The following is a 17,186-nucleotide window of genomic DNA, read 5'->3' on the forward strand; positions in this document are numbered from 1 at the left end:
GCGGCTACGCCGCGTGGCTCTGCGCGAGGGCCGCGCTGACGAGCGCACGATAGCCGCGCTCCGGCCAAGTCTTCGGGCTATAGGTCTTGGGGCGATCGAGGCCGAGGCGTGCGAGACATGCCTCGTCGGCCTCGTCGGGGGTTCGTATCAGCCCCTGCCACAGCAGGCTCGCAAGCGTCCGCAGCGAGCGCTGCGCGCCTTGCAGGATCTGCAACGCAGGAATGAGGCGCTGTTCCACATCGGTGAAGTCGGAGCCGAACGGAAACGGCGGCAGCAGTCCCGCATCGCGCGCGGGCTTGATCGCATTCGCAATCCGCTCGGGATGGTTTTCGCGATGGGCCGCCGGTATCTCATAGCCGCGCGGCAATTTGCCGGCATCCTTGGCAACCCGCGCCAGCTCGTCCTGGAAGCGCGAGTCGGCGATCGCGAGCATCGCCGCGATCACGTTGGCATCCGACTTTCCCCTGAGATCGGCGACGCCGTACTCGGTGACAAAGACATCGCGCAGATGCCGCGGGATGGTCTCGTGCCCGTAGCGCCAGAGAATGTTGGATTTGAGCGCACGGCCGGCTTGCCGCGTCGCCTCGAGCGCCAGGACCGACCGCGCGCCCTCCAACGCAAAAGCCTGTGCCACAAAATTGTACTGTCCGCCGACGCCGCTCACCACCTGCCCGTCGTCGAGGCCGTCGGAGACGGCCGCGCCTAGAAGCGTCGCCATCATCGTGTTGTTGATGAAGCGCGCATCGATGCGGGCGCGGCGCTTCTGCTCCTCCTCGCCATAAAGCTCATTGGTGAACGACACCGGCATCATCTGGATGCGCGCGATTTGGTCCGGCGGCATCTCGCGCAGCGCGCGATAGAAAGCTTTTGGACCGAGGAAGAAGGCGCCGTGCAGCACCACGCCGTCGACGGCGCGCTTGAGAATCCCGGCATCGATCAGACCGACGAAGGCTTCGGTCAGCATTTCGCTGACGCCATAGAGGCCCGTATCGAAGGCGTCGGATTCCTGCGCAACAGCCGGTCGCGCAGGTGACAGCCGAGTTACGAGATCATGAAAAGCTCCGCTGTCGCGATGGCGCAGGATCAGGCCCTGCGCCAGCGCATCGCCGACCTGCCCGATACCGATTTGAAGGGTGCCACCATCGCGTACCAGCGATGCCGCATTCAGCCCGATCGCGTATTTAGCGTCGGAGATCGGCTCCGACGGCGGCGCAAAGAGGGGGAAGTCGGTCGCAGGACTCTCCAGCACGGCGCTGAACTCATCAGCGGGAAGGTCGCCCGCGCCCGGCATGAACGGCAGTTCGGAATTCACCTGCCCGATCAGCTTGAATGACGCACGTCCGGCGCGGCGCTCACGCAGCACATCCAGCGTCGTGTCGGTATTGCAGGACAGGCTGTAGCGCGGCACACCGTCGACGATGCGCTTGGCCACCAGTTGCGTCACCACGTTGAGCCCGCGCGCCAGCAGATTGCTCGCGGCGTGCGTGTAGTTGGCAGAGACGTAGTTCTGCTGCGCGGCCGGCACGTGCAGCCAGCGGCCCGCAAGGAAGAAGAATTCGACGACATTGATGTTGGGCGGCAGCCGGCCCTCGCGCAGCGCGTCGGCATAGGCAAGATCGGGATAGCCGCCGAACAGCCGGTCGATCACAGGCGCGATGAACCGATGCTCGATCTGCCCCTTCGGTCTCGGCTTTTCCAACGTCAGGGCCGACAGCAGTGTCAGCTTGATGTCAGGATCGGCACAGGCCCGCGCATAGAGGGCGTTGACCACGTGATTGGCCTTGCCGAGGCCGAGTGGCAGACCAACCACCAAATCGGTCCCGACATCGCGAATGATCACCTCCGCGAGCACATCGGGGTCGGAGAGGAATTTCGCCATCATCCGTGGGATCCGGACCGCATTACAGGCACCTGACGGATTGGAATCCGCCAAGGGTCCCTAAGGATCCCTATAGCGCATCCAGGATGGGATTGGTGTGTGACGCACCTGCAACAAGCACGGATTTCATGGGGGTTATCCCCGCGGCAGTTTGCCTGCGGGACCGGCGCTGGTTAAACAGTTAAGAGGGCGGCCGTCGGTGGGGGCGGACAGCCGGGATTTTGCGGGATTACATGATTGGGCGTGCCGCCAGAGCTGGTCGCGTGATGACGCGGCATCGATCGGGCGTAGGTCCTGTGTTCGCGACATGGACCGCGCTGGCGCTCTCTTGCGCCCTGCCCGCGGCTGCATGGGCGGAAGCCCTGCCCGAGGCGCTGGCCAAGGCCTACCAGACCAATCCGCAGCTCAATGCGGAACGTGCGCGGCAGCGCGCCACCGACGAGAGCGTGCCGCAGGCGCTTGCCGGCTACCGGCCGCAGATCGTGGCGAGCCTGAGCGCCGGCCTGCAATCGGTGCGCAATCTGCTGCCCGACAACACCATCCAGACCGCGAATCTGAAACCGTGGATCATCGGCGTCACCGTGACACAGACCCTGTTCAACGGCTTCCGCACCGCCAACAGCGTACGGATGGCGGAACTCCAGGTGCAGTCGGGCCGCGAGGCGCTGCGCAATGTCGGCCAAGGCGTGCTGCTTGACGCGGTCACCGCCTACACCAACGTGCTGGCCAACCAATCGCTGGTCGAGGCCCAGCGCTCCAACGTCGCGTTCCTGCGCGAGACGCTCGCCGTCACCCAGCGCCGCCTCAACGCCGGCGATGTCACGCCGACCGACAGCGCACAGGCCGAGGCACGGCTCAACCGTGGGCTCGCCGATCTCAACGCCGCAGAAGTCGCGCTGGCGGTGAGCCAGGCGACCTACGCGCAGGTGATCGGCAATGCGCCGTCGCAGCTTCGAGCCGCCGAGGTCGTCGATCGCTATCTGCCGAGGAGCCGCGAGGACGCGATGACGATGGCAATCCGCGAGCATCCAGCGGTGATGGCCGCGGGCTTCGACGTCGATGTCGCCTCCACCAACATCCGCGTCGCCGAAGGCACGCTGCTGCCGAGCGCGAGCATTCAGGGCAGCGCCAGCCGCAGCCGCAACAACGACCCGACGCTCGGCACCTTCGCCGAAGATCAGGCCTCGATCGTCGCCAACGTTACCGCGCCGATCTATGATGGCGGCCAGGCCGCTGCGCAAACACGGCAGGCCAAGGAAATCACGGCGCAGAGCCGGCTCGTGCTCGATCAGGTGCGCAACCGGGCGCGCACGGCAGCGGTCAGCGCCTGGGTGACCAATGAGGGCGCCAGGATTGCTGTCTCGGCCTCGGAGTCCGAAGTGAAGGCGGCGACCGTCGCGCTCCAGGGCGTGCAGCGCGAGGCGGCGGGCGGACAGCGTACGACGGTCGACGTGCTGAACTCGCAGGCAGACCTGATCCAGGCCAAGGCCCGCCTGATCGGCGCGAACCGCGACCGCGTGATCGCGTCCTACACGCTGCTCAGCGCCATCGGACACCTCGACGTCAAGACGCTGAGCCTGAACACGCCGGACTATTTGCCCGAGGTTCACTACCAGCAAGTCCGCGACGCCTGGCACGGCCTGCGCACGCCGTCGGGGCAGTGATCGCTCCCGATATTCAAGCGCTCCGGCTTCCCTTGACTGCTGATCGCCTCGCGATCAGCAGTGTGATTGACGTTCTGTCGCCCATGGACTACAGTTACTCCTCATGATCGAGGTGAGGCAAACCGAGCATTTTTCGGAGTGGCTGAACCGCCTGAAGGACGCCAACGCAGCCGCACGCATCACGGTCCGCATTCGCCGCATGGCGATGGGCAATGCCGGCGACAGCAAGAGCGTCGGCCGCAATGTCCGAGAAATGCGCGTCGATTATGGGCCGGGCTACCGGATCTACTATGTGCGGCGTGGAGCCCGGATCGTGATCCTGTTGTGTGGCGGCGACAAGCGCACACAACAGCAAGACATCGAGCAAGCCCAGAAGCTGGCGGAGACAGTGTGATGCCAAGAGTGGCGAAGACAGCGGCCAAAACGGTATCCAAGACGACGCGATTTGATGCCGCCGACTATCTCAACACCGAAGAGCGTCAAGCCGCCTATATAGCGGCCGCACTGGAGACCGGCGATGCAGATTTCGTGCGTGACGCGCTCGGTCTCGTCGCGCGTGCACGCGGCATGAGCGGGATCGCGAAGAAGGCCGGCTTGAACCGCGAAAGTCTGTACAAGGCGCTCGGAGAGACCGGAAATCCGGAGTTTGGTACGGTGATGCGTATCGTTGGAGCGCTCGGCCTGACACTTTCAGCGCAGCCTGCGGCGAGCGGGCGGACGTCAAAGCGGCGTCGAGTTGCGTGAGCAGGCCCCCCCCGCAGACCTCGGCGCATGAACCGTTAACCGCGGCCTCGCATTTTACGATGGCCGCTCGCTCTACCTTGGCTAGAGTAGCAGTCGATTCTCATCATCGATTTTGCCCGAGGGCCATTTGACATCCAAAATTCTTCGCGGCGCAGCCAAGTTGTGCCTTGTGGTTTTGTTGCTGGTCGTCGCCGCAATTGCGGCATTTCGGGTTGCTGCGGCCGTTCGCGAGACGGCAAGCCGCGACGCTCTCGCACCGTCGACGGGGCACTGGATTGCAACGCGCTCCGGCGACGTGTTCGTGCAGGAGAAGGGACCCGCGACAGGCACTCCCGTCGTGCTGTTCCACGGCACCGCGACCTGGAGCGAGTTGTGGAGGGCGACCACCGATGCGCTCGCAGGCGCCGGCTATCACGTCATCGCACTCGATCTGCCGCCGTTCGGCTTCTCGGATCGGCCGGGCAGCTACAGGCGACAGGACCAGGCCGAACGCGTCAACGACGTGCTGGTCCGGCTCAACGCGTCGCCGGCCGTCATCGTCGGCCATTCCTTCGGCGCAGGAGCTGCAACCGAGCTTGTGCTGCGCTTCCCGGACCGAGCCCGCGCCCTCGTGCTGGTCGATGCCGCGCTGGGGTTGACGGCCACGCCGTCGGATGCGCCGGCGCTGCTGCATCCGAAATGGCTGCGCGAAGTGCTGGTGTCGCTCACCGTCACCAATCCGCTGGCGACGAAGATGCTGCTGACGTCGCTGATCGCGAAGAAAGAGCGCGCACTGCCCGAATATGTCGAGATCCTCCAGCGCCCCCTCTCCCGGCAGAACAGCACGTCCGACATCGCCGACTGGCTGTATTATTTCGCGGGCTCGGATCGCGCCGCCCAAAGCGCGGACCGCAGCGCCTATGCACGCCTGAAACGACCCGTCGCCATCCTCTGGGGCGAGCTGGATACGGTGACGCCGCTCGAACAGGCGCGCGATTTGAACGTCTTGCTGCCACAGGCGCACTTAACCCTGCTACCCGGGCTCGGCCACATTCCGCAGATCGAGGATCCCAAAACCTTCAACGACGCCCTGCTCAAGACGCTTGCAACATTCTAATCTCGGCAAGATTCGAGACTCCACCGGAGAGACCATGGACATCATCAGATTTTGCGCCCTTGGCTATGCTGCGCTGCTCGGATTCGTGATCCTGACCGGTTACATCCCCGCCTTCATCGACCAGAACGACATGATCTTCGGCCTGTTCCGCCGCACTTGGTATGCCGACGGACTGCATCTGGTCTCCGCGCTGTGGGCGCTGACCGCCGCGCTGACCTCACGTCGCGCCTCCGAACTGTTCTTTCAGCTCTTCGGCGTGTTCTATTTCGCCGATGGCGTGCTCGGCCTCCTCACCGGAAGTGGCTATCTCGATTTCGGCATCCTCATCAACGGCGTGCTGAACCTGCCGCTCGCGACGCGCATCTTCGCCAATGCGCCGCATCTGGGCTTGGGCGGCGTCGCCATCCTGATCGGCCACCTGCTTGCGCCACTCACGCGCCCGGCCCATGCTTAAGCGCCTGCGCCGCATCGTCCTCGCGCTAATCGCACTGATCGCTGTCGCGATCCTGGCACCGATCGCCTATATCGAAGGGACCTGCCAGCCCGCCTCGCAAGCGGAATCATCCGCAACGGCGGCCGTTGAGCTGCCGCCAATCACGGAGAACGGTTATCGCCGGCGCCTGGACAACACCTATTTCACCTTCCCGGAGTGGTACATCGTCTATTCGTTCGAGGACTTAGGCCGCTTCCTGGATCATTCCAGCGAAAGCCAGTTCGGGTATCTCCGCCACATCCTCGGCTTCTGGCGCAGCTTCTGCACCATCAACCGCGCCATGCCGCCGGCGACGGAATCTCGCTTCGACGTGAAGATGATGATCTACGTCATCGGCATCAGCTACTCCACCGAGTACGCGATCAAGGGATTTTACGAGAACACGGTCGGCCGCGTCTTCGAATGGATCCGGGGCGACAGGCTGACGCCACAGGACGAATATGCCCGCGCGGTGCTCCAGGACTACGCCGCGTTCCTCTACACCATCCCCTGGTTCAAATATCCGTTCCGCGAGAAGCTCGACGGGCTTGAGGCGATCCCGGCGCCGACGCCAAGCCGGTTGCGCAGCTGGGAGCGCGACTTCGCGCTTGGCACCGAATATTTCCTCAAGATCGGCTATGCGCGCGCGATTCAGAAGGCGCTCGATGCTGCCAATGACGACGAGCCGCGCGACATCATGTTCGTGGTCGAGACGCTGCCGCCCAGCGTGCTGGCCGCCGAGCCGCGCATCACACCGGTTCGTGCGTTGTCGTCGGGCTGGCAGCTGGTGCAGGCGCCGCGCTACAAGGCACTGACGGAGACCCTGAACAAGCTGCTGGATAGCGGGTACCACCTGGCGGAGATCGCCGGCAATCACGACATCCTCATCACGGTGATCGCACCGAACGACGCGAAGCTCGACATTACGGATACCACGGAACTTTTTTCGCTCGATCTCGATGCCAAGCCGGGCTTCCGCCGCGCGGGCCTCAAGGCTAGGATCGACCGGCTGGTCGAGATCAAGCGCGCGTTGACGGCCAAGGGTGTGAGCCTTGAGCACTTCTACGACTACTAGCCGGAGGAGACTGCGCCCGCTCGGCAGGATCGCGATTGCGGTCACGCTGGTTGTCGCCGGCTGGCTTGCGCTTGTCGTTGCCCTCACCTTCGGAACGACGCCGGGCCGCTCGCTAGCAGTGATCGGCCCGCAGGCGCAAGCGATCGCGGCGATCGCCAAGGCTGACGGCCGCGTGCTTACCTCAAGCGCTTACGTTACGATCGCCCGCTCTAATGCCGCGAATTTCGTCACCCGCCTCTATACGGCGGGTGCCCTGCTCGTGCTCGACGCCGAGCAGGCCGGGGGCTGCAACGGGCTCGCGCCGAAGCGAAGCTGACGCGCGCGGCTCACGACCCGTATTTCTGATACATCGTATTCGTGAACAGCCCGGCCGGATCGTATTTGCGCTTGGCCGCGAAGAATTCCTCGATTTGCGGATAGGACTTTTTGAGCTGGTCGCGCGAGTAATACAGCTGGTACGGCAGGAAGAAGCGGCCCTGATTGGCGATCGTGAGGTCGATCAGCGCTTCCGTTGTCTTCTTCATGCGGCGGTTGCCCTCATCGTCCGTCGGTTGATTGATGTAGAGCACCAGCGAGAATGCCGGCTCGGGCGAATAGGTCAGGAAGTTGTCTTCCTTGTGCACGATCCGGACCGAGGCGTTGAGCAGGTTGGTGTTGTTGGCGAGCATGATCTTGCGCATGCCGTCGACGACGGCGACGAAGTTTTTGCGCGGAATGAAGTATTCGTGGAGGATATCGGTTTCTTCCTGCAATGCGTCGCGCAGGTACGGTACGGAATCGTGCATGGGATCGTTGCGGCTGACGAGGCAGGCCTCGCCCGAGGCGATCGCCTGCGCCCGCGTCACCGTGCAATTCTCCATGCGGTGCTCGATGTGCTTCTCCGAGAACCATTTCAGCTCCTGGAAGAACGAGCCTTGCTTGGACAGGTTGATGGTGAGCCGCCGCAGTTTCGTGCCGCTGACCTCGCCGAGCGGCTGGCGCTTGAAGTCGGCGCCGTCGGCCTTGGTGTAGGTGTAGAGCAGCATTTCCTGCAAAAAGCTGCTCGGCGCGGTCGACAGATGGCCGTACATCAGGCCGATATTGCTGTCGTTCTCGATCTCGCCGGAGAACAGCGCGGGAAACGCCTTGTAGTCCAGCATCCGCCGGCCGGTCTGATAGACCGCGTTGTCGGCGATATCGAGCTCGGCCTCGATGATCACCCCGAACAGGCCGTAGCCGCCGACCACGAGGTTGAACAGCTCCGCATTCCCGGTCGGCGAGACGTTCTTGATCGAGCCGTCGGCCAGCATCACCTTCATCGCCTTTATCGAGCGGGCCAGCGCGCCGGCCTGGTGATCCATTCCGTGGGCATTGACCGAGATCGAGCCGCCGACGCTGAAGATGTCGGTCGACTGCATGGCGCGCACCGCAAAGCGCGGATGCAGCGCGATCTGGATATCGTGCCAGGTCGCGCCCGGCTGCACGGTGACGCTGCGCGAGGCCTCGTTGAGCGTGATGCGGTTGAAGCTGCGCATGTCCAGCACGATGCCGCCCTTGCGGAAGGCCTGTCCGCCCATGGAATGGCGCACGCCCGCCGTCGTCACCGGCAGCTTGTTGTCGCGCGCGAACGCTAGCGTTTTCGCGATATCGTCGACGCTGTGCACCGCGACCATTCCGTAGATCTCGGTGCGGTTGAGACAGCTCGCATCGTTGATGCTGCCGCCGAGCTGCGACCATGTCACACCCTGTAGCGGCGCGATCGCCCTCACCTTGTCCAGATCGATCTTGCCGTGCTCGCCGATGTCATCGGCAGCCCGGCAATCCTTCGGCCCGGTGGGATCGGCCGCCAGCGCCTGCAATTTGCGGAAGCCATAGACGCCGAACAGCGCGACGAGGACGGCAAACGCCGAGACGCCTGCTTTGAACTTGCCGAAAGATTTGTGCATAAAGTGATTCCGGTGGGAGGGCGATGATCCGGGAGCGCGGATCATTAGTCAAACGGGAGGCGAGCCGGTTCAAATGCAGGACCGTTCCTGCCTGCCGACCGTGACGAACGTCCTGCAACGCTCACCAGCCATGCGGCGACGAAAAGAATGGATCCCGTTGAACGTGGTATCCCTTTCCGTTCAAAATAATAAACGGGGAGAGAAACCATGCTCAATCGACGCAGCGTCCTGCTTGCCTCCCTCGCCGCCGGAGTAGCCATGACCGACAAAGCCCACGCCAAACCGGCGCAACCCGCGACGCCGGTCAATTTCGACGTGCCGGCCCATGCCTGCGACTGCCACACCCATATCCACGGCGATCCCGAAAAGTTTCCGTTCTTCGCCGGGCGCGTCTATACGCCGGAGCCGGCTTCACCGGAGGAGATGGCCGCGCTGCACAAGGCGCTGCATATCGAGCGCGTGGTGATCGTGACCCCGAGTGTCTACGGCACCGACAATTCATCGACCCTGTTCGGCATGAAGGCCCGCGCCACGGCCGCACGCGGCGTGGCCGTGATCGACGACAAGACCACGGAGAGCGCGCTCGATACGATGCATCAGGAGGGTTTCCGCGGCATCCGCCTCAATCTCGCGACCGGCGGCGTCAACGACCCCAATGTCGGCCGGCCCCGCTTCACCGCCGCAGTCGAGCGCATGAAGGCGCGCGGCTGGCACGTGCAGCTTTATACCGCGCTAGCGATGATCACGGCGATCAGGGACCTCGTCGAGACGGCGCCGGTGCCCGTCGTGTTCGACCATTTCGGCGGTCTCGAAGCCTCGCGTGGCCTGGAGCAGCCGGGCTTTTCCGATCTCGTCGCGCTGGTGAAATCAGGCAAGGCTCATGTCAAGATTTCCGGCGCCTACCGTTCATCAAAACTCGCGCCCGATTATCAGGACATGGTGCCGTTCGCGCAGGCGCTGATCGCCGCCAATCCTGACCGCATCGTCTGGGGCACCGATTGGCCGCATCCGGATTCGAGCCAGGTGCCGGGCCGGAAAGCAACCGACGTCGCGCCGCTCTACCAGATCGACGACGGGCGCCTGCTCAACCAGCTCCCGGTTTGGGCGCCGGATGCGGCGATCCGCACCAAGATCCTGGTCGACAATCCGGCGCGTCTCTACGGATTCTAATTCGCGGCAAAACTCGCAACGCTCGAGCGATGTGGAACTTTGATTCCACATTGCGCAATCGCATCGACTCACACGAACGTGTTTGTGCTCCCGTTCGCTTTTCACCCGTTTGGATGAGGCGACGTTTCATTTTCGCCGGTACGCACGCGCACAGATTTCATTTGTTCGTGCGGTCGCATGCCTCTATCGCATTATCTTGCCGCGCTTTTCTCCGGCATTGGAATTGGTTTCACCGTCGCGGCTCCGATCGGGCCCATGGGAATGCTGTGCATTCAGCGCACATTGGCATCAGGCATGGCCACGGGCCTGGCAACCGGCTTCGGTGCGGCGACGGTGCATCTTGCCTACAGCACCTTTGCGGTGCTGGGCCTCGGGTCACTTGCACAGCCTTGGGTCGAGGCCAATGCAGTGGGCTTCGGCATCGTCTCGGCCCTCACGCTGCTGTGGTTCGCAATCCGGACGCATCGTAGTTCCCCGGTGTTTCAGGAAACGAGCGAGATCGACCGGGTGCGCCTGGCGCGCGCCTATCTCAGCGCGATCGCACTTGGGTTCACCAATCCGATCACGGTCATCCTGTTTCTGGCCGCGTTGCAAGCGTTCTCCACCCAATCCGCCGCGCCGCCGCTGGTCGCGGGCGTGTTCGTCGGCTCGGCGATGTGGTGGACGGTGCTCAGCACGGTGGTGGCGACGGCGCGGTCACGGCTGACACCACGTATGCTGTCGTTGAGCAGCCGGTTCGCGAGCCTGATGCTGCTTGGACTCGGCACCATGATGCTGGTGCGGATCGCGCAGCGGATGTTGTGACAATCGGCCGTCAGCGCGCCCGGCGGGAGAAGAACGAGATCAGGACCGGCAGCGTCACCAGGATCACGATCGGCGCCAGCATCATGCCGGTGACGACGACCACCGCGAGCGGCTTCTGCACCTGCGAGCCGATGCCCTCCGACAGCGCCGCCGGCAGCAGACCGATGCCGGCGACGACGCAGGTCATCAGCACGGGCCGGAGCTGCAACTCGCCGGTGCGTATCACCGCGCTCACGCGATCCATGCCTTCTTCGATCAGCTGGTTGAATTGCGACAGGATAATGATGCCGTCCATCACGGCGATCCCGAACAGCGCGATGAAGCCGATCGCCGCGGAGACGCTGAACGCCGTGCCGGTGATCAGAAGACCCAGCACGCCGCCGAAGATCGCCATCGGGATCACGCTCATGGCAAGCAGCGTGTCGGTCATCGAGCCGAAATTGAGCCAGAGCAGGACGCCGATCAGCGCGAGCGAAATCGGCACCACGACCGACAAGCGCCGGATCGCGTCCTGAAGGTTGCCGAACTCGCCGACCCAGTCCATGTGCGCCCCGGGCGGCAATTGCACCTGGTCGGCGATCTTTTGCTGCGCCTCGCGGATCGCGCTGCCGAGGTCGCGCTCGCGCACCGAGAACTTGATCGGCAGATAGCGCTCCTGCTGCTCGCGATAGATGTAGGCTGCGCCGGAGACGAGGCTGATGCTGGCGACCTCGCTCAACGGAATCTGCGTGACAGTACCGTTCGGGCCAGGCGCGCCGATCCGCAAGTTCTGGATCGCCTCGGCGCTCCTGCGGAATTCCGGCGCAAGGCGAACGATGATCGGGAAGTGGCGGTCGCTTCCGGGCTCATAGATATCGCCCGCGGTATCGCCGCCGATCGCGACCTTGATTGTGGCGTTGATGTCGCCGGGGGCGAGCCCATAGCGCGCGGCCTTGGCGCGGTCGATGTCGATCTGGATGGTCGGCTGCCCGAGCGAGGTGAACACCGCAAGGTCGGTAACGCCCTGCACCGTCGCCAGCACCGACTTGATCTTGTTGGCGGTATCGGTGAGCGCCTGGAGATCGCTGCCGAACAGCTTGATCGAGTTCTCACCCTTCACGCCCGAGACGGCTTCGGAGACGTTGTCCTGGAGATATTGCGAGAAGTTGAATTCGACGCCGGGGAAGCGGTCGTCGAGCTGCTTGAGCAGTTGCGCAGTCAGCTCTTCCTTGCTGTGCGTGTTCGGCCATTCGCTGGCGGGCTTGAGCGGCGCAAAGAACTCGGCATTGAAGAAGCCCGCCGCATCGGTGCCGTCATCCGGACGACCGTGCTGCGACACCACGGATTCTACTTCGGGCCGGGCACGGATCAGCTTGCGCATCTCGTTGACGTAGGTGTTGCCTTCCTGGAGCGAGATGGTCGGCGGCAGCGTCGCACGGATCCAGAGATTGCCCTCTTCCAGCTTGGGCAGGAATTCGAGGCCGAGCAGGCGGCTGAGTGCCACCGTCATCAGCACGAGACCGACCGCGCCACCGAGCACGATGCTGCGGTTGGCGACCGCCCAATTCAGCACCGGCATGTAGATCCGGTGCAGGATCAGCATGATCCTCGTCTCGGTTTCCTTGAGATGCGCGGGCAGGATGATCGCGGACAGCGCCGGGGTGACGGTGAACGTCGCAAGGAGCCCGCCGGCGAGCGCGTAGGCATAGGTACGCGCCATCGGCCCGAAGATGTTGCCTTCGACGCCGGAGAGCGTGAACAGCGGCAGGAAGGCTGCGATGATGATGGCAGCGGCAAAGAAGATCGAGCGCGACACGTCGGCCGCGGCGCTGAGGATGGCATGGCTCTTCATGCCGAACAGCGTCTCGGGCGAGACGTGCTCGAATTCGGTGAGCGGCGTGGTCTGCGTCAGGCGGCGGAAGATGGCTTCCACCATGATGACGGTGGCGTCGACGATCAGGCCGAAATCGATCGCGCCGACCGAGAGCAGGTTTGCCGATTCCCCGCGCAACACCAGGATGATCACCGCGAAGAACAGCGCGAACGGAATCGTGGCGCCGACGATCAGCGCGCTGCGGAGATCGCCGAGGAAGATCCACTGCAACAGCACGATCAGGAGGATGCCGACCACCATGTTGTGCAGCACGGTGTGGGTGGTGAGGTCGATCAGGTCCTTGCGGTCGTAGATGCGCTCGATATGCACGCCGGGCGGCAGGATACTGGAATCGTTGATGGTGTGAACGAGCTGCTCGACGCGCTTGATGGTCGGGGTGCTCTGCTCGCCGCGGCGCATCAGCACGATGCCCTGCACGATGTCGTCGGCATCGTCGAGACCGGCGATGCCGAGACGGGGCTTCTGGCCAATCGTGACGGTGGCAACATCCTTCACCAGCACCGGATTGCCGCCGGTCTGGGCGATCATGGTGTTGGCGAGATCGTCGATCGAGCGGATCAGCCCCACGCCGCGCACCACGGCCGATTGCTGGCCGATATTGACGGTGTTGCCGCCGACATTGACGTTGGAATTGCTGACCGCCTGGAGCAACTGCGGCAGCGTCAGACCGTTGGCGACCAGCTTGTTGAAGTCGACCTGCAGCTCATAGGTCTTGCTCTTGCCGCCCCACCCCGTGACGTCGATCACGCCGGGCACGGCGCGGAAGCGGCGCTGGAGGATCCAGTCCTGGATGGTCTTGAGGTCGAGCACGCTGTAGTTCGGCGGACCGACCAGCCGGTAGCGGAAGATTTCGCCGATCGGGCTGAGCGGCGAGATCTGCGGCTGCACGTTGCCGGGCAAGGGCGCGAGCTGCGCCAGGCGGTTCAGAACCTGCTGCAACGCCTCGTCATAGGTATAGGCGAAGGAGAACTGGAGTTTGACGTCGGAGAGGCCGTAGAGCGAGATCGTGCGGATGGTGGTGAGGTTCTTCAAACCTGCGACCTGGGTCTCGATCGGGATCGTGATGTAACGCTCGATCTCCTCGGCCGACAGACCTGGGCCTTGCGTCACGATATCGACCATCGGCGGGGTCGGATCGGGATAGGCCTCGATGTTGAGCTGGTTGAACGCAATCAAGCCGCCGATCAGCACGGCAACGAACATGCCGACCATCAGGTAGCGCCGGTTGACGGCAAGGGCGACGAGACGATCCATTCAGGTCTTCAGTTTCTTGGGTCGTCGATCAGCTGCCGGACGCCGCGCGGTCGATGAACAGGCTGCCCTTGGTGACGATCTGCTCGCCGGGCTTCAGGTTGTTGGTGACCTCGACGAGGTTGCCGTTGATGAGGCCGATCTTGATCTGGCGCAGTTCGACCGACTTGTCCTCGCGCGCGACCCAGATGCGGACCTGGTCGGCTTCGTAGATCAAGGCCCGCTTCGGCACCGCCGGTGCTGCGCGGTCGCCGGCGGAGTAGATCGTGACGTTGGCGAACATCTCCGGCTTGAGCAGGCCGTCCTTGTTGTCGATGGTGGCGCGGACCAGAAGGCGGCGGGTGTTGGGATCGATCGCAGTGGCGACGTAGTTGATCTTGGCGGTCAGCGGGCGGCCCGGCAGCGCCATCACGTTGACGGTGATGTCCTGCCCGATGCACACGGAGGCGGCGTCGCTCTCGCGCACGAAGGCGGTGAGCCAGACCGTGGAGAGGTCGCCGATCACGAACACCGGATCGGTGGCGCCGGAATTGACATACTGGCCCGGGCCGATCTTGCGCTGCACGACCGTACCCGCGATCGGCGAGTAGATCGTGACCTCGGGATTGATGCTGCCCTTGTCGAGGAACGCCTTGATGGTCTCGTCGGTGAAGCCGAGGATGCGCAGCTTGTTGCGCGCGGCTTCCAGCGCCGTCGCCGAGGAGCGCATGTCGTTCTGCGCCTGGACCTGGGTCGCCTCGGCCTGCTGATAATCCTTCAGCGGGATGGCATGGCCCTCATAGAGATCCTTGGCGCGCTTGAACTGGATGTCGGCGAGATCGACCGCCGACTTCGTCTTGTTCTGCGAGGTCATCGCCGCGATGAAATCATTTTGAGCCTGCACGGTGTCGGCGGCTTCGATTGCGAACAGCGGTTGACCCTGCTTCAGGCTCTCGCCCGGCTTGGCGAGCAGCTTGGTCACCCGTCCGGCATAGGGCGAGAACACCGGCGTCGAGCGGTCCTCGTCGACAGCGACCTTGCCTTCGGTGACATATTCAGCCCGGAACGTCTTGGCCTTGACCGGCTCGATCGTCAGCGTTGCCCATTCGGACGGCGTCGGCGTGAAGTTCTGCGCATTCCTGCGCGACTGGCTGGATATCTCCGAGTGGCTCTTTTCCTTGGTCCCCGTATAGAGGAAGCCGTAGGCACCCGCGGCGGCAAGAGCTAGTAAAACTACGGATGCGATCACCCGTTGTTTTGTAAGCACCTGCAATCGTTTGGTATTTTCAGCTACCATGGGGCCCGGTCAAGTCTGCGACGATCTCGGCAAATGTCTGCCTTATCGGTCGCGCTAATAGTGCCGAATTGAGATTTCACACAACCTAAAAAACGCGGGCAGGCTTTCGGTTTGCGTTAAAATTTTGCGACGCGTCAGCTCCACGTCAGCTTCGGGCTGGCCATTGCGGCGGATGGCTGCCGAGCGGCATCGACGGACGGCTCCATCGTGCCGGCGTTCTCGACAGCAGCGCTGAATGGCTCACCGCCTTCAAGGTGCCGAAGCCAGATGGCATGGTCTCGATGAACGCGCGATGTACGGCCTCGCCCGTAAGATCCGGGGTGTTCAGGCCGTGCTCGAGCCGACCGAGATTCCACAGCCAGCGTCCGGTCTGTGCCAGCGACACGCGCACGTGCCAGCTGCCGCCCTCGCGGGCCTGGCGGGCCTTGGCCATCATCGCGCCGAACGCCATCAGATAGCCGGTGGCATGATCGAGCATCTGTGCCGGCAATTCCTTCGGCCCATCGATGCCGGCGGCCTGTCCCTCGGCATGGTTGAAGCCCGTCGTGGTCTGCACCAGCGAGTCAAAGCCGCGCCGCTCCGCCCAGGGACCGGCATGGCCATAGGCCGACAGCGTGACGTAGACGATGCCGGGATTGATCCCGGCTGCATCCTCCGGTGAGAAGCCGAGGGCTGCGAGCGCCCGCGGTCGATAGCCTTGCGAGAAGATGTCGGCCTCTCTCAAGAGCTCGCGCAATTGCGCACGCCCGGCTTCGCTCTGGAGCTCGACGAAACTGGTGAGCTTGCCGCGGCCGGTGTCGATGGTGAGCCAGGGAATTGCGGGCAGCTCAGGCCCGGAGACAAGCAGCACATCCGCGCCGTGCGCCGCGAGCGTGCGGCCGGCGACGGGGCCCGCAATGACGCGGGAGAGATCGAGCACGCGAAGGCCGGCGAGCGGGCGATCGCCCCTCGACAATTCCTTGGGCCAGTGTTTTGGCGGGGCATCGCCGATCTTCTCGATCGAGATCAGCGGCAGCTCGGCCAACGCACGTGCCTGCGGCAGCGCGGACCATTCGTCGTAAGAGCGCATCAGGGCAACGACGCCGCCCGCGCCGTAGGCCGCAGTTTCAAAATCCTCGCCCTTCCATTGCATCAGCGCTGCCTGCACCTTCTCACGTTCGGGTTCGCAGGCGAGCACCTTGCAGATGGTGTCGCGGTGATGCCTGAAATTGGTGTGGCAGCGGACGAAGCGGCCATCGCCGGTCCTGTAGACGCCGGCAATGGCGTCCCAGGCCGGTGGCGGCGGCTTGTCGTCGAGGCGCAGGTAACGCTCGGAGCGGCATTCGACGACGGCGTGGCGCATGTCGACGCTAACGTCCTGCACCTCGCCGCCGCGCAGCCTCCAGATTTCGGCAGCGGCAAGGCCGGCCGCGGCGATCGTCGTTTGTCCGGCAACGGCAACGCGAAACGAGGACGGGATCTGCGGCTCCTCGCCCGTCAACCGCACACGGCCGCGCGCGGCAGGATCGCCGCCGACGGAGGTCCAGATATCGCTGAGAATGCCGGCGGGGCTTTGCATGTCCGCTTCTCTTCCTTAGTTTTGCGACCTTCCATTAGCACACAAGGGAATACAATGGCCGCCATCGATCCCCTCACCGCGGGCGCCGTGTTCATCGCAACGGCGGCCACCGACGCGGTCTATGTCATGTTCACCTCGGCCGTGATCGCGCGCAAGCGCGTGCCGGCGGCGAACTGGAGCGCGGTGTGGTACCTGCTCTCCTCCTACGCCGTGATCAGCTACACGGAAAACGCCTTCTATGTCGCTTTCGCGGCCTTAGGCTCATGGGTTGGCGCCTATGCCTCGCTGACCTTCCTGCACCGCCCGCCCGGCGGCCCGCCGGTGGGCGCGGCGCCGGAGTGAAGGCGGGCCTCTTGCCATCTTGCACGATGTCATCATCCGCGAAAGCGGATGATCCAG

The 17,186-nt window shown here is 64.0% G+C and carries 15 protein-coding genes; 10 read left to right on the forward strand and 5 right to left on the reverse strand.

The annotated features are described in order from the left end of the window. Nucleotides 1-4: 4 nt before the first annotated feature. A complete protein-coding gene (locus IVB18_RS34520; protein ID WP_247991799.1) occupies nt 5-1,879 on the reverse strand; it encodes an acetyl-CoA hydrolase/transferase C-terminal domain-containing protein in 1,875 nt (624 codons plus the stop codon). A gap of 266 nt (nt 1,880-2,145) precedes the next feature. Between IVB18_RS34520 and IVB18_RS34525 the strand changes: the two genes are divergently transcribed. The 7 genes from IVB18_RS34525 (at nt 2,146) to IVB18_RS34555 (ending at nt 7,246) form a co-directional block, all read left to right on the forward strand. Continuing rightward, nucleotides 2,146-3,543, forward strand: coding sequence for a TolC family outer membrane protein (locus tag IVB18_RS34525; RefSeq protein WP_247984766.1), 1,398 nt, complete (start codon nt 2,146-2,148; stop codon nt 3,541-3,543). A 103-nt stretch (nt 3,544-3,646) separates the two neighbouring features. Next, nucleotides 3,647-3,937: a type II toxin-antitoxin system RelE/ParE family toxin gene (locus tag IVB18_RS34530; RefSeq protein WP_247984767.1), complete on the forward strand. Its 291-nt coding sequence runs from the start codon at nt 3,647-3,649 to the stop codon at nt 3,935-3,937. Then, a complete protein-coding gene (locus IVB18_RS34535) occupies nt 3,937-4,287 on the forward strand; it encodes an addiction module antidote protein (protein ID WP_247984768.1) in 351 nt (116 codons plus the stop codon). Before IVB18_RS34530 ends, IVB18_RS34535 begins: the two co-directional genes overlap by 1 nt. Nucleotides 4,288-4,414: 127 nt before the next feature. Then, nucleotides 4,415-5,383, forward strand: coding sequence for an alpha/beta hydrolase (locus IVB18_RS34540; protein WP_247984769.1), 969 nt, complete (start codon nt 4,415-4,417; stop codon nt 5,381-5,383). Nucleotides 5,384-5,417: 34 nt separating this feature from the next. After that, nucleotides 5,418-5,837, forward strand: a complete 420-nt coding sequence (locus IVB18_RS34545; protein ID WP_247984770.1) for a hypothetical protein — start codon at nt 5,418-5,420, stop codon at nt 5,835-5,837. Then, the gene (locus IVB18_RS34550) at nt 5,830-6,930 is read left to right on the forward strand and encodes a hypothetical protein (RefSeq protein ID WP_247984771.1); all 1,101 of its coding nucleotides are present in this window, start codon (nt 5,830-5,832) and stop codon (nt 6,928-6,930) included. The genes IVB18_RS34545 and IVB18_RS34550 overlap by 8 nt, the downstream gene beginning before the upstream one ends. Further along, nucleotides 6,908-7,246, forward strand: coding sequence for a hypothetical protein (locus IVB18_RS34555; protein ID WP_247984772.1), 339 nt, complete (start codon nt 6,908-6,910; stop codon nt 7,244-7,246). Before IVB18_RS34550 ends, IVB18_RS34555 begins: the two co-directional genes overlap by 23 nt. Nucleotides 7,247-7,256: 10 nt before the next feature. On the opposite strand, the gene IVB18_RS34560 is transcribed toward IVB18_RS34555, so the two are convergent. Beyond that, entirely contained in the window at nt 7,257-8,855 is a 1,599-nt protein-coding gene (locus IVB18_RS34560; protein WP_247984773.1) for an FAD-binding oxidoreductase, read from the reverse strand. Nucleotides 8,856-9,062: 207 nt separating this feature from the next. Here IVB18_RS34560 and IVB18_RS34565 point away from each other — a divergent pair, with 207 nt between their 5' ends. Together IVB18_RS34565 and IVB18_RS34570 are read left to right on the forward strand one after the other, a co-directional pair. Then, the gene (locus IVB18_RS34565; RefSeq protein WP_247984774.1) at nt 9,063-10,025 is read left to right on the forward strand and encodes an amidohydrolase family protein; all 963 of its coding nucleotides are present in this window, start codon (nt 9,063-9,065) and stop codon (nt 10,023-10,025) included. A 177-nt stretch (nt 10,026-10,202) separates the two neighbouring features. After that, a complete protein-coding gene (locus tag IVB18_RS34570) occupies nt 10,203-10,829 on the forward strand; it encodes a LysE family transporter (protein ID WP_247984775.1) in 627 nt (208 codons plus the stop codon). Nucleotides 10,830-10,839: 10 nt separating this feature from the next. On the opposite strand, the gene IVB18_RS34575 is transcribed toward IVB18_RS34570, so the two are convergent. The 3 genes from IVB18_RS34575 to IVB18_RS34585 form a co-directional block, all read right to left on the reverse strand. Continuing rightward, on the reverse strand, nt 10,840-13,956 hold the full coding sequence (locus IVB18_RS34575) for a CusA/CzcA family heavy metal efflux RND transporter (RefSeq protein WP_247984776.1): 3,117 nt from the start codon (nt 13,954-13,956) through the stop codon (nt 10,840-10,842). 28 nt (nt 13,957-13,984) lie between these two features. Continuing rightward, on the reverse strand, nt 13,985-15,229 hold the full coding sequence (locus IVB18_RS34580) for an efflux RND transporter periplasmic adaptor subunit (RefSeq protein ID WP_247984777.1): 1,245 nt from the start codon (nt 15,227-15,229) through the stop codon (nt 13,985-13,987). Between the two features lie 145 nt (nt 15,230-15,374). Further along, a complete protein-coding gene (locus tag IVB18_RS34585; RefSeq protein ID WP_247984778.1) occupies nt 15,375-16,787 on the reverse strand; it encodes a CoA transferase in 1,413 nt (470 codons plus the stop codon). Between the two features lie 54 nt (nt 16,788-16,841). Between IVB18_RS34585 and IVB18_RS34590 the strand changes: the two genes are divergently transcribed. Beyond that, the gene (locus IVB18_RS34590) at nt 16,842-17,129 is read left to right on the forward strand and encodes a hypothetical protein (RefSeq protein WP_027533918.1); all 288 of its coding nucleotides are present in this window, start codon (nt 16,842-16,844) and stop codon (nt 17,127-17,129) included. Nucleotides 17,130-17,186: the final 57 nt, after the last annotated feature.

The organism is Bradyrhizobium sp. 186, assembly GCF_023101685.1.
Lineage (GTDB): Bacteria > Pseudomonadota > Alphaproteobacteria > Rhizobiales > Xanthobacteraceae > Bradyrhizobium.